This window comes from Sphingomonas rhizophila (genome assembly GCF_014396585.1).
GTDB classification, from domain to species: Bacteria; Pseudomonadota; Alphaproteobacteria; order Sphingomonadales; family Sphingomonadaceae; genus Sphingomicrobium; species Sphingomicrobium rhizophilum.
In genome coordinates, this window is sequence record NZ_CP060717.1 from 65342 (window position 1) to 82541 (window position 17200).

Sequence of the window (17200 nt, forward strand, 5' to 3'; positions counted from 1 at the left end):
GTCGCTACGCCCCGGCGCGTCGAACCATTCGCGTGAACGGAACGGGCGGCGGGGCGTACGCGTCACCTTGGTCGTCCCTAGCCCTGCATTTCCTCAAGCTCCTTGCCCTTCGTTTCGTGGACGGCCCACTGGACGAGGAAGAAGCTGATGACGGCGCAGATTGCATAGAAGGCATAGCTGGTGGTCAGGCCGAGGCTCGCCGCCATCACCGGGAAGCTCATGGTGATGAGGAAGTTCGCGAACCACTGGAAGAATCCCGCCACCGCCAGCGCCGACCCGCGGATCTGGTTGGGGAACATCTCTCCTAGCATGACCCACATCACCGGGCCCCAGCTGACGTTGAAGAAGATGACGTACAGGTTGGCCGCGACCACGGCGATGGTGCCGAGTTGCTGCGACAGCTGCAGATTACCGTCCGCATCGAGCGAACCCTGGCTGAAGGCGTAGACCATTACGAACAGGGTGACGGCCATGCCGGCCGACCCGATCAGCAGCAGCGGCTTGCGGCCGATCTTGTCGATTACCGCGACGGTGATCAGGCACGCCGCGATCGAGACCGCGCCCGACACGATATTGATCAGCAGCGACTGGTCTTCGGTGAAGCCGGCCAGCTGCCACAGTGTCGCGCCGTAATAGAAGATGACGTTGATGCCGACGAGCTGCTGGAACACCGCCAGCATGATGCCCGCCCACACCACCGGGCGGATGCCGCCGCCGGGCGACTTGATGTCGCTGAGGCGCGGGCGATGGTCTTCGGCGAACGTGTTGCGGATTTCGACGAGCTTGGCATCGGCGATTTCCGCACCGAACAGCGAGGTGAGCACGCCGCGCGCTTCCTGGTCGCGATTCTTCGAGACGAGGTAACGCGGGCTTTCCGGAATGAAGAATAGCGCGACCAGGAAGATCGCGGCCGGCAACGCCTGCATCAGGTACATCCAGCGCCACGCCTCGATCCCGGCCCAGTGGACGCCCGTCGACGTGCCGGCAGACTTGGCGAGGAAATAGTTGACCACGAACGCCGCCGTCAGGCCGGTGATGATCATGATCTGCTGGATGGTGGTCATCCGGCCGCGAATGTCGGCCGGCGCGACTTCGGAAATGTAGGCGGGGGAGAGCACGCTGGCCGCGCCGACCGCCATGCCGCCCATAATGCGGGCCAGCAGGAACAACGTGTGATCGTGCGCAAAACCCTGAAGCAGCGCGCCGACGAGGAACAGCACGGCAGCGATCCGCATCACGCTGCGGCGTCCGGCAAGGTCGGCGAGCCGGCCGGCGAAGAATGCGCCGATGGTGCAGCCGATCAACAGGGACGCGACCGTAAAGCCAAGGCCGTCACTGATTGAAAAGCTTCCGGGGACGAGGCCGAACGCAGCTTTCAGTCCATCCTGCGTGCCGTTGACGGCGCCGCTGTCGTACCCGAACAGAAAGCCGCCGATGGTCGCCACCGCGACGATCGAGCTTATGAAGCCCATGTTGGCACGTTGCGATACGGTGTCGGTCATTCCACTCCCCTTGAATGCCATCGCCCGTTCGTCCGGGCTTCATTGTTACCGGTAACTTCTCCATCCTTCGCCGCGAAATGCAACCGCGCCGGCAATGAAAATTTGCGCGTGGGTCAGGCCTGCGGCGGGGCAGCGGATTCGCGAATTACCAATTCGTAATCCAGGATGCGTTCCTCGGGCGCCGGCTCCTCGCCGCTTCGGCGCAGGCGCAGGTCCGCCAGCAACAGTTCAAGGGCCGAGCGGGCCATGGCCGACACCGGCTGGCGGACGGTCGTCAGTTCGGGCCACACGGCGGTTGCGAGGTATGTGTCGTCGAAACCGACCACACTGAGGTCGCGGGGCACGTCGAGCGATCGCCGGTGGGCTACGCCGATGACCGCAGCCGCCATGTCGTCGTTACAAGCGAAAATCGCCGTCGGCGGGGTGGGCAGGTCGAGCAGCTTTTCCGCGGCTTCCAGCCCGGAGCGAAAGGTGAAATAGCCCTGGGCGATCAATTCCTCGTCCACCGCAATTCCAGCGTCGGCCAGCGCGGCGCGATATCCGCGCTCGCGCTCGATCGTGGCGATATGATCCGGGCTGCCCTTGATGAATCCGATCCGCTGATGCCCAAGCGACAGGAGGTATTCCGTCAGATCGACGGCCGCCTTGCGATCGTCGATCCGGACATTGAGCGGATTGGGGTGTTGTTCGCCCATCGCGACGGTCACGACAGGCGTCCCGCTCGCCGCCAATTCCTTCAGGATCGGTTCGGCCTCCGACAATGGCGGCGGAAGGATGACGCCTTCAACGGGACCGGTCGCAATATGGCGGGCCACCGCCACCCGGTCGGCGTCCGCGTCGGTTTCGCAGGCTTCGATGACCAGATGGCAGCCCGCCGCCCGCGCACCTTCCAGCGCGCCGACCAGGAACTGGCTGAGGTAGGCGGCGCTGGGGTTGGAATAGATGAGGCCGATATGTGTCGCTTCCCCGCGGCCAGGCTTCGGGCGGCGGTGTTGGGCGTGTAGCCAAGTTCGGCGATGCTGCGGTGGACCTTTTCGCGGGTCTTTTCGCGGACATTCTTTTCGTCGTTGACCACGCGCGAAACCGTCATCGCGGACACGCCGGCATGACGCGCGACATCCTGGATTGTGACCGTGCCGCGGCTGCGGCGGGTCTGCTTTGTCATGGGCCCTCCAGCCGCGACCCTTAGGCTTGGCCCAAAATCATTGCAACGCCACCGGGAGCGCCTATGGTAGCGCTATCAATAAGAAGAAGACGTTCGGAGGGGACATGAGCCGGAAATTGTGGGCGCTGCCAAGCCTGGCGGCCATTGGACTGACGCTGGCCTGGCCCATAACCGGCGCCGACGGCGCCCCGGCGAAGGCCGTTTCGTCCGCGATCTACAAGGATCCGAAACAGCCGATCGAACGTCGCGTTGAGGATTTGTTGCGGCGCATGACCCTCGAGGAAAAGGCCGCGCAGCTGCAGACGATCTGGGAGCAGAAGGCGAAGGTCCAGGATGCCGCCGGGACGTTCGATCGGGCCGCCGCATCGCGTAACTTCCCCGACGGCATCGGCCAATTCGCGCGGCCCTCCGACCGGCGCGGTGTCAGCCAGTCGAACACTGGCGCGGCCGGCGCGGCCAGCGACGGCCGCAACCGTACCGCTCGCGAGACCGCGGACTATGTCAACGCGGCGCAGCGCTGGGCGGTCGAGGAAACGCGGCTGGGCATCCCGATCCTGATGCACGAGGAGGCGTTGCACGGTTATGTCGCGCGCGACGCGACCAGCTTCCCGCAATCGATCGCGCTCGCCAGCAGCTGGGACCCGGTATTGGTCGAGCGGGTGTTCGGCGTCGCCGCACGCGAGATGCGTGCCCGTGGCGCGACCCTGGCGCTGGCGCCCGTCGTCGACGTTGCTCGCGATCCGCGCTGGGGACGGATCGAAGAGACCTATGGCGAGGACCCGTATTTGGTTGGCGAGATGGGTCTGGCGGCGATCCGCGGCTTCCAGGGCAGGACCCTGCCGCTGGCCAACGACAAGGTGATGGTGACGCTGAAGCACCTCACGGGTCATGGCCAGCCGGAAAACGGCACCAATGTCGGGCCCGCTGAAATCAGCGAGCGTACCCTTCGCGAGAATTTCTTCCCGCCGTTCGAACGCGCGGTGAAGGAGCTGCCGATCCGGTCGGTGATGGCGTCGTATAACGAAATCGACGGCATCCCCAGCCATGCCAACCGCTGGCTGCTGACCGACGTCCTGCGCAAGGAGTGGGGGTTCAAGGGCGCGGTGGTCAGCGACTATTTCGCGATCAACGAGATGATCACTCGCCACAAGCTGTACGGCACCACAAGGGTGGCGGCCGAGCAGGCGATCAAGGCGGGCGTCGATAGCGAGACGCCCGATCCGCAGACCTTCCCCGACCTTCCCGCGCTGGTTCGCGACGGCAAGGTGCCGCTGGCGCTGGTCGATGCTTCGGTGCGGCGTATGATGCGTCTGAAGTTCGAGGCTGGCTTGTTCGAGCATCCCTATGTCGATGCAGGGTCGGCGGACTCGAAGACCGCGACGCCGGACGCGGTGGCGCTGGCGCGGCTCGCTGCGCAGCGATCGATCGTCCTGCTGAAAAACGAGCGCCAGCTGTTGCCGCTCGACCCGTCCCGCATTCGCCGGATGGCGGTGCTGGGCACGCACGCGCGGGACACGCCGATCGGCGGCTACAGCGATGAACCGCGGCACGTCGTCAGCGTGCTGGAAGGGCTGCAACGGGCGGCGGCGGGCAAGTTCGCCGTCGACTATGCCGAAGGCGTGCGGATCACCGAGGAGCGCATCTGGGCGAAGGACGAGGTCAAGCTGGTCCCGGCCGACGTCAACCGCCGCCTGATCGCGCAGGCAGTCGCGACGGCGCGCAAGGCGGATGTCGTGGTCATGGTGCTGGGCGGCAACGAACAAACCAGCCGCGAAGCGTGGGCGGACAATCACCTTGGCGATTCTTCCGACCTGAACCTGCCCGGACAGCAGGAAGAACTGGCCCGGGCCGTGCTGGCGCTCGGAAAGCCGACGGTTGTCGTGCTGCTGAATGGCCGGCCTTTGTCGGTCAACTATTTGGCGGAGCAGGCGCCGGCGATCATCGAAGGATGGTACCTGGGCCAGGAAACCGGCCACGCCATTGCCGACGTCCTTTTCGGCGCGGTCAATCCGGGTGGGAAGTTGCCCGTTTCCATCGCCCGCCACGTCGGCCAGTTGCCGATCTTCTACAATCACAAGCCGACGGCGCGGCGCGGCTATTTGTTCGATACGACCAAGCCGCTTTATCCGTTCGGCTTTGGGTTGAGCTACACCCGGTTCGACATGTCGGCGCCGCGCATCCTGACGCCGTCGATTGGCAAGGGGCAGACCGCACGAGTTGCAGTTGATGTGGCAAACGTCGGCGCGCGAACGGGCGACGAAGTGGTGCAGCTTTACGTCCGCGACGATGTCGCGACCATCACCCGGCCGGTGCTCGAGTTGAAACGGTTCCAGCGGATCACGCTCGCCCCCGGTGAGCGTCGCACGGTGACGTTCGACCTGACCCCGGACGACCTGTCGTTCTACAACATCGCGATGAAGCGGGTGGTCGAACCCGGCACCTTCACCGTTTCTGCCGGTCCGAACTCGGTCGAGCTCAAGTCGGCGACGCTGACGGTCAAGGAGTAGAGGTCGCCGGACCCGCGCCCGGGCACATCGTCATCACGCGCGAATAGTCGGGCTCCGGCGGAAGGGCGATGCCCAAGTCGCGGGCGCGCGGCGCGAAGAACTGGTTGCGCGGCGGCAGGCGCGGGTCGTTATCCTCGGCATAGGCCGGATCGGATTGGGCTTCGGCCAGCGACACGAACTGAAAGCCTTCGCGGCGGTAGAGATCGAGAAGGCGCGGCATCATGTGCGCGGTCATGCCGCCGACATGCAGCAGCAGGACGTGCGGGATGTCGCGCCCGTACATTCGCTTCGAGACCAGCCGGCTGTAGTCGATGTCGGCTTTCGCCGCCTCCATGTAGGTCCGCTCGAGTTCGGCCATGGCGGCGCGATCGCCAGCCGCGGTGCAACGCGCGTAGGGCGCCGACCACTGCCAATCGCTGAAGCTCATCGACACGCTGGCAATGCGATAGCCGTGGTCTGCAAGCCAGGTCCGAACGGCAAGGCGCTTGGCCGGATCATCGCCCTCGGCAAGGTAGGGGAAGCGATACCATTTGAAATCGTCGCGGCCATTCAGCGCTGCCAGGACAGGTTCGTTGCGTTCGATCTCGCGTTCGTAATCGGTGACGGTTAGGTCGTTGAGGTTCTTGTGCGACCAGCCGTGGTTGCCGAGCGGGATTCCGGCATCCCGCCACGCGTCCAAAGCCTTTTCGGTCGAAGGATCGACCTCGACCGAGGCGGCATTGACGAACGCGGTCACGCCAGGGACTCGAGCCTTCACCAGCGCGTCGATCAATTGAAAATTGACGTCGTTGGGCGAGACGCCGGGCGGGAACGGCGCGTGCGTCGGAAGGTCGTCGATGGTGATCGCCATCTTCGGGGCCGACGTCGGTGTCGTGGTGGCGGCACAGCCCGTTAGAAGGGCGGCAAGCATCAGCGTAATCGGTTTGGCAATCATCTGGGCGTCCCCGGAATGCTGTTGAAACGGAGCGAACGATAGGTTTCGAGAGAGTGCAAGGGCCGTGCGTGACCAGCGGGGACTTTTAAGCCCGATTGTCGTTCGAAATAGGCCAGCGAAGCGTCACGCCACCATTGCGCTTCGCGTCGCTGCCGGCTGAGCCTTGCCGAGACCGCATCGAACCGCTGGCGATCGACCCGGCCTTGCAGCGACGCCCAATCCATTTGCATCCGATCAACCTCGCCAAGGCCGTGGTCGTACCGGTTGGCCAGTGCCTGCCACAATGTTTCGCCCGACCGCATCCGGTAGGTCCATGGCACGTGGTGGAACCACAGCAGCAGCCGATCGGGCACACAGCCGAGCGATGACCAGCATGAGGCGACGGGCGCGGCATATTGATCCGCCGCGCCGCCGCCGCGCGCGGTCCGGTCGAAGCCGATGCCGCCGCGATCCGCCTGATGATAATAGGTGGGGTTCCAGTCGGGGCGCGGCATGTTGTCGACCCACGGCGCCGGGCCATGATGATGATCGCTTCCCATCAGATGGGTCAGGCCCAGCGGCGTCATGGTATCGACAACCGCTTCGCGCGACCGCAGCATCATCGACCGGATGGTCGCGACGACCGCGGGGTCGAGGCCCCAGGTCTGAGCGATCCATTCGTCGGCGATCGCGGCCGGATCGAGCGACGGATCCCATGCCATGCGCCCGAACGCGTACCAGTTGGCCTGGTCGAAGTCGGATCCGGTCCAGTTGCGATCGTCGCCAACGTTTGAAACGCCGCTCATCGCGGCGAGATGGCCGGCGACGTCGTGGCCACAGGCGGGGCGGCACGTATCCGCGGCCAGCACTTCTTTCCACAGCGGGGCGAGGAACGCGAGGTGGGTGGAAAAGCCGAGGTATTCCTTCGTCACCTGCCCTTCGAAGGCCAGCCGCGTTCGCGGCATCGCGCCGAACAGGGGATGGAAAGGCTCACGCGGCTGGAAATCGAGCGGTCCGTTCTTGACCTGGACGATGACGTTCGACCGGAATTTGCCGTCGAGCGGCGCGAATTCGTCATAAGCCTGGCGAACCCGGTCAGTCGTCCCGGGCGTGTAGACGAACGCCCGCCACATCACGACACCGCCATGCGGCGCCAGCGCGTCGGCCATCATGTTCGCACCGTCGGCGTGGCTTCGGCCGTATTGCTGCGGACCCGGCTGGCCTTCGCTGTTGGCCTTGACCAGGAATCCGCCGAAGTCCGGGATGGCGCGGTAGATTTCGGCGGCCTTCGCTTTCCAGAACGCCCGCACGGCGGGATCGAGGGGTCGGCGGTCGTCAGTCCGCCGATCTCGATCGGCGCGCTGAACCGTGCCGTCAGATAGACGCGCATTCCCCATGGCCGAAGGATGTCTGCTACCGATGCGGCCTTGCGGATGAAGGCCGGCGTAAGTATCGTCGCGCTGGCGTTGACGTTGTTGAGCACCGCGCCGTTGATTCCGATCGACGCATTGGCGCGGGCGTAGTCGGTCAGTCGCCGGTCGGACGATGCTGGCAGCAATGACCACCGGAAGATGGAGCGGCCGGCGTAGCCGCGTTCCACGAACCCATCGAGATTGTCCCAGTGATTGAGCAGGCGGAGTGGGTAGCGCGGCTTGTCCGCTTGCTCGATCCGCGCCCCGGCCGCGCCGGTTTGGACCAGGCGGAGATAGGCGAATGCGCCATAGAGAACGCCGGCCGGCTGGTTGGCCGCAATCACGATGGCATCGCCGCCGCCGACGCGGAGAGTGCGGATCGAATATCCTTCCTGGCCGAGGGCGCTCAGATCCAGTTTGAGCGATGCGATGGCAGGACTGCGCGGCGTCCCGACGATCAGCCTTTCCGGCCGTCCGCTCAGTCCCCGGCGAAGTTCGTCGACCGCCGACCGGATGATCGGGTGACGCTCACTCGCGGCGATCGACGGCGCGGCAGCACCGGGCCGTTCGTCGTGGTAGCGAAGCCATAAGCGATAGCCATCCTCCGCCGCTGCCGGGCTTGCGGCGAACAGGATCAACAGGAGGAACAGGACACGCAATCGATACACTCCGGCGACACTTCCGTTGAGCGACGCGGCGAAGCCTGTTAGCGCTACCGCAAGAAATCAAGCGGAGCCTTCGTCCATGTCGTTTTCCATCGATCGTCGTGCTGCGCTTGCCGGTATGGGCGGTGGCCTGGTTGCTGCCTGCACGCCGCTTCCACCTTCCAGGACCGTCGCACCCGATTCGCTCGACGGGCTGGCGCGGCGCAGCGGGCGGCGGTTCGGTTCGGCCGTCGCCTGGGGCCGTCCGGGCGCCGATCGCGGCAGCTTTGCCAACCCTGCCTACGCCGCGATCCTTGAGCGCGAATGTTCGCTGCTGGTGCCGGAAAATGAGCTGAAGTGGCAGTGGACCCGACCGTCGGCCGACCGCTTCGACTTCGCCCAATTCGACGAGATCGCCGCCTATGCGAAGGCCGGGAACTTCGGGCTTCGCGGACACACGCTCTTCTGGTTTCCGCAAAAATGGTATCCATCCTGGCTCGCGCGCCATGATTTCGGCGCTCGGCCATCCTTCGCCGCCCAGCTTCTGACCAGCCATGTCCAGACGGTTTGCCGGCGTTACGGGAACGCGATTGAATCCTACGACGTCGTCAACGAAGCGATCGAGCCCGCGACCGGCCAGATTCGCGACACCGTCATTTCGCGGACCCTTGGCGGGGAAGCGGCCATCGACCTCATGTTCCAAACGGCGCGGGCGGAGGCGCCTCACGCCGAGCTTGTCTACAACGACTATATGAGCTGGGAGCGGACTGGCGAGGACGAGACGCACATGCGTGGCGTCCTGAAATTGCTCGAAGGCTTTCGTCGGCGCGGGATACCGGTCGACGCGCTCGGCATCCAGTCGCACATCCGACTGCTCAAGAACCAGCCGGTCGCCGCAATCGTTCGCGAATCCGGGGGACCCTGGCGCCGTTTCGTCGAGGAAGTGGTTGCGATGGGTTACCGGATCCATCTCACGGAATTCGACGTGAATGACAAGGCGGCACCGGACGACGTCGCGGTTCGCGATTCGATGGTCGCTGACTTCGCTGGCGCGTACCTTGACCTGATGCTCAGCTTCCCGGCCGTGCGTGACGTCCTGGCTTGGGGAATGGTCGACCGTTATAGCTGGCTGACCGATTTCGACCCGCGTGCGGACAAGTTGGTAAAGCGCGGTACGCCCTACGATTCGCAGTTCCGTCCCAAGCCGCTGCGCGCGGCCATCGCGCGCTCGCTGGCCGCGGCCCCACGCGCGGCCTCTTGATTGATGGCCACGCCAGGTTCAGTTTGATAGCGCTAACGGATCGACGCGAACCATCCGAAGCCGCGTGAGAGGATTGAAATCATGAAGTCGAAAATCCTGGGCCTTATCCTTGCCATCGGCGTTTCCGGCCCCGCCCTCGCGCAGGCCACCGGCGCCGCCGTTCCGGGTGGCGGCGATGCGTCGCGCATCACCAACAACAACCGCCTGGAAAACAGCAATTACAACCGGGTCGTTTCCAAGATCGACCCGGTCAAGCCGGCCGATGAGAAGCCCGTCGCGGTCCGCAATGCCCGGCCGGCCCAGCCCGCCGAGGTGGTGGCCGGCAGCGCGCTTCGCGACGTCAACGGAGTTCCGGTCGGCAAGGTCGAGAGCGTGGAGTCGGATGGCGCGATCATCCTGTCCGGCGAAAAACGGGTGAAGGTGCCGCTGACGGCCTTCGGCAAGGATGACAGCGGATTGCTAATCGCCGTGACGCAGACCAAGCTCAACGAGCTGATCGCGAAGGTTTCGAGCGCGAAGTAGGCCGTAGCCGGGGCAGCGTCGTGGGATTGTCACCGCCAATCACTGACCGGGCGTTGCCGGAAATCACGTCGCTGACAGCCGACGGCCTTGAGCAGGCGATCGGCGATGCCCGACCGCTGGTGTGGCGCGGCGCGGCGAAGCACTGGCCGGCGGTGGCGGCGGGACGGCAGTCGCCAGCCGGCCTTCGCGATTATCTGTCGTCCCTGTCGAACGAGAGCAAGGTGCAGTCGTTCGTCGCCGAACCGACGGTCGGCGGGCGCTACTTCTTCGACCATGGGCTTGATCAGTTCAATTTCGAGGTAATCGAGACCAGCCTTAACCGGTTGCTGCTGACGCTCGACGATATCGATCGCAAGCAACATGGCCACACGGTGTACATGGGTTCGACCCCGACGCGGGCGATCATGCCGCGCTTTGCCGCCGAAAACCCGATGCCCGTCCTGGCGAACAAGCCAACCGAACCCCGCGCCTGGATCGGCAATTCGAGCCGCATCGCCCCGCATTACGACGAGGCGGATAATATCGCGGTCGTGGTCAGCGGACGGCGGCGGTTCACGTTGTTCCCGCCAGAACAGGTCCGGAACCTGTACGTCGGACCGATCGACCGGACGGTGGCTGGCCAACCGACCAGCATCGTCGATGTCGCTGCGCCCGACCTGGAACGATTCCCGCTGTTCCGGGAGGCCATCGATAGCGCGATGGCGGCGGAGCTTGATCCCGGTGACGCGATCTTCATTCCCAGCCTGTGGTGGCATGCGGTGGAAAGCGACGGGCCGCTCAACCTGCTGGTCAACTATTGGTGGGCCGATGGCCCCCCGGACGCCGGATCGCCGATGCATGCCATCGTCCACGGCTTGCTGACGATCAGCCACCTTCCCGCCGACAAGCGGAAGGCGTGGCGGGAGATGTACGACCATTTCGTGTTCCGTCTGGACAGCGATCCGGTCGCTCACATTCCCGAAAATTCGAGGAGCATTCTCGGTCAGACGTCCGAAACGCTTCGCCGCCGCATTCGCCATTATCTGATGAATGTCCTGCGGGCACTCGACCGCTAACGTCACATATTGAGGGGAAGCAGATGATGATCAGGCGACGGGGCAAGTGGCTTTCCGGTTGTCTCGCGGCGGCGCTGATGACCGTCCCGGCGGGCGCGCAGGAATTCGACCCCAATCATTTGCCCCCGTCGAAGGACCCGGCGCGAGTTCCCAACGGCTTGGCCAAGACGCCGCCGATGGGCTGGAACAGCTGGAACAAGTTTGCGTGCGACATCAATGAACAGACCGTCCGCGCCAGCGCCGACGCGATGGTGTCGAGCGGCATGAAGGACGCTGGCTATACCTATGTGGTGATCGACGATTGCTGGCACGGTGAACGCGACGCCAACGGCTTCATCCAGGCCGACCCGGTCAAGTTCCCGTCGGGCATCAAGGCGCTCGCCGACTATGTGCACTCAAAGGGCCTGAAGTTCGGAATCTACTCCGACGCCGGCCGGATGACCTGCGGCAAGCGTCCCGGAAGCCAGGGGCATGAGTATCAGGACGCGCTGACCTATGCGCGGTGGGGCGTCGATTATCTCAAGTACGACTGGTGCTACACGGGCACGCGCAATGCCGAGGAAGCCTACGCACTGATGGCCGATGCCCTAAAGGCAAGCGGGCGCGAGATTATCCTGTCGATCTGCGAATGGGGCACCAACAAGCCGTGGCTGTGGGCGTCGAAGATCGGCAATTTGTGGCGGACTACGGGCGACATTGGCGACTATTGGTCGGGCAAGCGGGAATGGCGTCGCGGGATCCTGGACATCGTCGACGAGAATGAGCCGCTGGCTCCCTATGCCGGGCCGGGACATTGGAACGATCCCGACATGCTGGAAGTCGGCAACGGCGGGATGACCACCGCCCAGTATCGGTCGCATTTTTCGCTTTGGTCGATGATGGCCGCGCCGCTGATTGCCGGCAACGACATTGCCAACATGGACGCCGCCACGCGCTCGATCCTGCTCAACCGCGACGTCATCGCGATCAACCAGGATGTGCTGGGCAAGCAGGGCCGCCGCATCCGTCGGCACGGCGACCTGGAGGTGTGGTCCCGGCCACTGTCCGGTGGACGGACAGCCCTGCTGTTCTTCAACCGCGGCGCGGCGGCGGCGCCGGTTGCCGTGCGCTGGTCGGAGCTGGGGCTGACGAGCGCGCGGCCAAAGGTGCGCGACTTATGGGCACACCGCGAGCTGGGCCGAATTGCCAACGGTCATTCGGCGACGCTCGAGCCTTATGGCGTGGCGATGTATACGCTCACGCCCTGACGGTGGGGAGGGCGCTAAGTTCCGCGGCGTGGCGGCGAAGCAGGTCCTGCGTCGAGGCATCGCCGTCGAGCACGCTGTACCATCCCTGCGGCTCATGCGGGGATCGCCAAGATAGCTGCTGTCGCCGGGCTTGAAGGCGAAGTCGGCATGGGCGGCGCGGCCTTCGCCGCCCCACGCCCAGAAGTTCGTCCCGGCCACCGGTCCGCCGGCGCGCATGCTGTCGAGCGCCAGTTCGAAGATGAGGCCGTAGAAGCGGTCGCGCCATCGCGTCGAGGCCGAGCGCTCGAAACCGCCGCTGTCGCGCGGGAAGCCGAATTCCTCGACCACCAGTGGCTTGCCGAGTTGGCTCGCGATGGCAATCTGTCGGGCGAGATAGGCGCGCGTGTTTGTTTCGACCTTCGGCCAGCTGCCGGCCAGGTCCTTGGGATCGGCCCACTCCCAGTTTTGCGGCCAGATGTGCGCGGTGACATAATCGATCGACGGCGCCGAATGCGCGTTGATAACGCAGGCGTCGTCATCTAGGCATCCTTGAGTCCCCTCGCTTCCGGTCGAGACGAGATGGTTGGAATCGAGCGACTTGATCAGGCGCGACGTGTCGGAAATCCACGCGAGATAATCGCGCAAATGATTCAGTCCAACCTCCTTGCCGCCGCCGGGCCGCGGCTCGTTGGCAAGCTGCCATGACTGGATGGTCGGGTCGTCGGCATAGCGGATGCCGGTCACGCTGTTGGTGCGCGTCACGACGGCGCGGACATAGTCGTGATATTGCGCGACAGCCTGCCGGTTGGCGTAGAACTGCGAGGACATGTCGGCGAATTCCGGCCACGGGTGGGCCGGGTCGTTCATGTTGATGAAGCGGCCGCCGTTGTTCCAGTAGAGATAGGTCATCATCCCGCCGGACCATTCCCAGAAATTGGTCAGGTAGATGACCGCACGGAGGCCGCGTTTGCCCATCTCGGCAAGTGTAAAATCGAGCCCTTTCAGAAGGGTCTCGCTGTAAGCCGACGTTCGATCGCGAAACGTGGGCGTGACCGAATTCTTGAGCGGCGAATCTTCCGACGAACCCAGCAGCCTGATGTTGGTCAGTCCCAGCACGGCGATCCGGTCCAGCTCCCGCTGCAACCGGCCGCGGTCGCCGTACGCCGCCTCAGCACCGAGATAGGCAGCGTACCACATGTTCGTTCCGACATAGCGATAGCGCCGCCCGTCGAGCGTCAGCGCCGTGCCCGATCGTCCGACGAACGGGCGGGCGACCGGGGCACCAACAGGAATGGCGCATGAAGCAAGCGCCGCGGCGGTCCCGCCGACGAAGGTGCGCCGGCCGAGCGGCGTCGACAGAATGTTGCGCGGTGATGTCATGATGGATTTGCTCCCCTGGGGACCCCGGCCTCTCCGGACCGGTTGTGACAAAATTGCTGCACTAAGCGGATGCCGTGTCGCGTTTAATCAGAATGCACATTGCGCGGTTAATTGATAGCGCTATCATTCAAATCGACTCGTAGAGATTGCGGCCACGATTCGTGGACCGCGGCCGGAGTTCATAGGGGAGGGCATCCATGATTTCTCGCTCGGTTCGTCTTCGTGCGCGGTCGCTCGCTGCGGGGCCTCTTCGGTCGTGCTTGCGACGATGTTCCTGCTGCCTGGCCATGCCTTTGCGCAGCAGACCGATGACTCGGCCTCGGCGACGACGTCGGTCAGCGCTCAGACCGACCCTGACGCGGGCAACAATCCGGAAACATCGCCCGCCAATGCAGCGACCGACGATCCGACAACGGTCATCGTGACCGGCCAGCGCCGCGCCCTCGCGACGTCGCGCAACATCAAGCGCAACGCCGACACGGTCGTCGATTCGATTACCGCGACCGACATCGGCGCCTTTCCCGACAAATCGGTGGCGGAAGCGCTCCAGCGCGTGCCCGGCATCACCGTCAACCGGTTCGCCGCGACCAGCGACACCGCGCACTTCTCGGCTGAACCGTCGGGCGTCATCGTCCGCGGCCTCCCGCAGGTCCGCTCCGAATTCAACGGCCGCGATTCGTTCAGCGCCAACAGCTCGCGCGGCCTCAGCTGGGGTGACATTACGCCGGAACTGATGGCGGGTGTGGACACCTACAAAAACCAGACCGCCGAAATGATCGAAGGCGGGATCGCCGGCTCGATCAACTTGCGTACGCGCGTGCCGTTCGATGCGACCGGGCAGCTGTTCCAGGTCGGCGCGAACATGAACTACAACGACCTGTCGAAGAAGTGGACGCCCGACGCGAACGTCTTCTACAGCAATCGCTGGCAGACCGGCATCGGCGAAATCGGCCTGATGGGCAACGCGGCCTACTCGCGGGTCGTCACGGCCTCGCAGGGCATCCAGTATGGCCGTGCCGCGATCATCGACAACGGCTTCGGGCCGGACGGTCCGGACACGGCCTACATCCCCTATTCGATCAACTTCCTCGACAACGAATATGACCGCAAGCGCACCGGCATCGCGCTCGCCGGCCAGTGGCGCAGCAACGATCGCAAGCTGCTCTTCACGACCCAGTTCAACCGGTCGGTGTACAAGAACACCTGGCAGGAACGCTCGTTCGGCGCCTTCGGCCTTGGCCCCGACCTTTTCGGTCAGGATGTTCGCGCCCGCGTCGTCGGACCGCTCAATGGGTCTGGCAATCTGAGCGGACGCGTTCCGATTCCGGCACCGGGGACACCTGACTTCACGTTCGATTCGGACGGGAATTTCCAGTCGGGGACATTCAACCGCGACAACAGCGCGGGCAATTCTGGTGGGGCAGCCCGGACGCGAACCAGGGGTTTGGCGCCAACGACCAGGGCGAGCCGATGTTCAACGCCTGCTATAACTGGGGCGGCGCGGCGAATTGCGAATATCGTGCGCCCGGCCAGCCAAGCTATGCGTCGGAAGTCGGCACCGGCAGCCGCATGAACCAGAACCGCAACATGACGATGGACTTTGCGGGCAACCTGAAATGGGAGGCGACCGACCGCCTGCGGTTCAATTTCGACGGCCAGTATGTGAAGTCGGAAATCGACAACTACGACATCTCGGTCGAACATCACTCATTCGCCAACGTCTTCCTCGATGCGACGGGCGAATATCCGCGCATCGAGCTGTCGGCCCCGACCAACGTCAACCAGTCGGCTGGCGGCCTCGCCAACGCCAACAACTGGTACCTCCGTTCGGTCATGGACCATCTGGAGGAAAGCGAAGGCACCGAATGGGCCTTCCGCGGCGATGCGGAATATGACCTCAACACCAATTGGCTGTCATCGCTGAAGGTCGGCGCTCGCTATGCTGATCGCGACCAGACGGTGCGGTGGTCGACCTACAACTGGGGCAATGTCGCCAACACCTGGGGCGACAACCAGCAGGCGTATTGGAACCTCGACAGCCCGGTTTATCCCAGCGGCCTCTTCGAAATTTCGCCGTTCGGCCAGTCGTTCTTCGGCGGCAACCTCGGCGAATTCCCGTTCGTGCCGGTCGACGCGCTGAAGGCGCACCGGACCGACGAATACAGCTACGACAACATCGGGGTTGGTTCGCAACAGTGGCGCCCGATCTGCACCCGCCTGAACGAACTCCCGGACAGCTGCTTCGTCGACAACGAAATCGCCGACGTGTCGGAAACGACCAAGGCGCTGTACGCCATGCTGCGTTTCGGCGGGCCCGATGCCCAGATCGGCGGGATGACGATTTCGGGCAACGTCGGCGTTCGTTACGTCAACACGAAGAATGTCAGCTCGGGCTACACCCGCTTCCCCCAGAACAACTACGTCTATTTCGAAGGCGATCCGCCCGAGGCCGTTTGCGACGGTGTCCTGGAAGTCGATCCGGAGCAGCCGCCGCCTCCGGCGGGCACTCCGGCAGACCCGGCGTTCTGCTACCTGTCGGACGATGACCTGGCCTTCATCAACGGTGCCTCGACCTCCAGCACGGCCAAGGCTTCGCATCATCAATGGCTGCCAAGCTTCAACGTCAAGGCGGACCTGTCGCCGGGCTGGCTGGTGCGCTTCGCCGCGTCGAAGGCCATGTCTCGTCCCGACATGGGGCTCCTGAAGAACTTCACGTCGGTGACGACCGGCCTGCCCAGCGACGCCAGCGATCCTCGCTACATCCGCGAAGGCAACAGCCCGACCGGCGAAGTGATCGGGGTCACGCCGACGTACGAGGCGAATGCCTACAACCCGTATCTGAAGCCGACGACCGCGTGGCAGTTCGACCTTTCGCTCGAACATTACTTCGGGAACGCCGGCCTGTTCAGCTTTGCCGTGTTCCACAAGAGCTTCAAGGATTACATCCAGTACGGCATCTTCAACCTCGACCTGACGAATAACGGGGTCACGCGGACCGTCCGTGTCCGTGGTCCGGCCAATGGTGGCGGCGCCAAGATCAAGGGCTTCGAAGTGGCCTACAACCGCTTCTTCGACTTCCTGCCGAAGCCGCTCGACGGTCTCGGTATCCAGGCCAACTACACCTATGTGAAGAACAGCGGGGTGCCGAATTCGGCGCTGACCCCGGTGGGTAGCACCGGCGGCAACCAGACGAACGACGGCAACGCCGGAACGGCCTTGAACCCGGGTTCGCTCGAAGGACTGTCGAAGCATTCGGCCAACCTTGTCGGCCTGTATGAAAAGAACCGTCTGGCGGTTCGACTGGCCTACAACTGGCGGTCGAAATATCTCGTCACGGTGGTCGACTGCTGCGTCTATCTGCCGGTGTGGCAGAAGTCGGCAGGCTTCCTCGATGGCTCGATCCGCTACGGGCTTAGCGACAATATCGAATTGAGCTTCCAGGGCAGCAACCTGCTCAACACCAAGACCAGGCTCTTGCAGCAGGTGACCGACGAAGACAGCCCCGAAGGGCGCATCGTCCTGACGCCGAATGCCTGGTTCCAGAACGACCGCCGCTTGACCATGGGTGTCCGCGTCCGGTTCGGTAAGTAATCGTTCGTCACGATCAGGGCGC

Annotated in this window: 10 protein-coding genes and 2 pseudogenes; 7 read left to right on the forward strand and 5 right to left on the reverse strand. The window is 64.3% G+C overall.

The genetic code is table 11. From position 1 onward, the window contains the following. Nucleotides 1-77: 77 nt before the first annotated feature. On the reverse strand, nt 78-1502 hold the full coding sequence (locus H9L12_RS00295) for a sugar porter family MFS transporter (protein WP_187542139.1): 1425 nt from the start codon (nt 1500-1502) through the stop codon (nt 78-80). Between the two features lie 113 nt (nt 1503-1615). Then, nucleotides 1616-2667: pseudogene (locus H9L12_RS00300) on the reverse strand (LacI family DNA-binding transcriptional regulator). A gap of 104 nt (nt 2668-2771) precedes the next feature. Between H9L12_RS00300 and H9L12_RS00305 the strand changes: the two are divergent. Then, nucleotides 2772-5174, forward strand: coding sequence for a glycoside hydrolase family 3 N-terminal domain-containing protein (locus H9L12_RS00305; RefSeq protein ID WP_187542140.1), 2403 nt, complete (start codon nt 2772-2774; stop codon nt 5172-5174). On the opposite strand, the gene H9L12_RS00310 is transcribed toward H9L12_RS00305, so the two are convergent. Continuing rightward, the gene (locus H9L12_RS00310; RefSeq protein WP_187542141.1) at nt 5164-6108 is read right to left on the reverse strand and encodes a polysaccharide deacetylase family protein; all 945 of its coding nucleotides are present in this window, start codon (nt 6106-6108) and stop codon (nt 5164-5166) included. The two genes, H9L12_RS00305 and H9L12_RS00310, sit on opposite strands and share 11 nt — an antisense overlap. Then, a pseudogene (locus H9L12_RS14275) lies at nt 6105-8167 on the reverse strand (alpha-glucuronidase family glycosyl hydrolase). Before H9L12_RS14275 ends, H9L12_RS00310 begins: the two are co-directional and overlap by 4 nt. Before the next feature lie 76 nt (nt 8168-8243). On the opposite strand from H9L12_RS14275, the gene H9L12_RS00320 reads away from it, so the two are divergent. The 4 genes from H9L12_RS00320 (at nt 8244) to H9L12_RS00335 (ending at nt 12228) form a co-directional block, all read left to right on the forward strand. Next, the gene (locus H9L12_RS00320; RefSeq protein ID WP_187542142.1) at nt 8244-9404 is read left to right on the forward strand and encodes an endo-1,4-beta-xylanase; all 1161 of its coding nucleotides are present in this window, start codon (nt 8244-8246) and stop codon (nt 9402-9404) included. A gap of 81 nt (nt 9405-9485) precedes the next feature. Next, nucleotides 9486-9926: a hypothetical protein gene (locus tag H9L12_RS00325; protein WP_187542143.1), complete on the forward strand. Its 441-nt coding sequence runs from the start codon at nt 9486-9488 to the stop codon at nt 9924-9926. Nucleotides 9927-9946: 20 nt separating this feature from the next. Beyond that, nucleotides 9947-10981 carry a cupin-like domain-containing protein gene (locus H9L12_RS00330; RefSeq protein WP_187542144.1) on the forward strand — a complete coding sequence of 345 codons (1035 nt, stop codon included), beginning with the start codon at nt 9947-9949 and terminating at the stop codon, nt 10979-10981. 23 nt (nt 10982-11004) lie between these two features. Next, complete coding sequence (locus H9L12_RS00335; RefSeq protein ID WP_246450447.1) at nt 11005-12228, forward strand: glycoside hydrolase family 27 protein; 1224 nt, start codon at nt 11005-11007, stop codon at nt 12226-12228. Here the strand turns inward: H9L12_RS00335 and H9L12_RS00340 are convergent. Then, a complete protein-coding gene (locus H9L12_RS00340) occupies nt 12136-13587 on the reverse strand; it encodes a glycoside hydrolase 5 family protein (RefSeq protein ID WP_187542145.1) in 1452 nt (483 codons plus the stop codon). The two genes, H9L12_RS00335 and H9L12_RS00340, sit on opposite strands and share 93 nt — an antisense overlap. 268 nt (nt 13588-13855) lie before the next feature. Between H9L12_RS00340 and H9L12_RS00345 the strand changes: the two genes are divergently transcribed. Then, complete coding sequence (locus H9L12_RS00345; protein ID WP_187542146.1) at nt 13856-15160, forward strand: TonB-dependent receptor plug domain-containing protein; 1305 nt, start codon at nt 13856-13858, stop codon at nt 15158-15160. Beyond that, entirely contained in the window at nt 15058-17178 is a 2121-nt protein-coding gene (locus H9L12_RS00350) for a TonB-dependent receptor (RefSeq protein ID WP_187542147.1), read from the forward strand. Before H9L12_RS00345 ends, H9L12_RS00350 begins: the two co-directional genes overlap by 103 nt. Nucleotides 17179-17200: the final 22 nt, after the last annotated feature.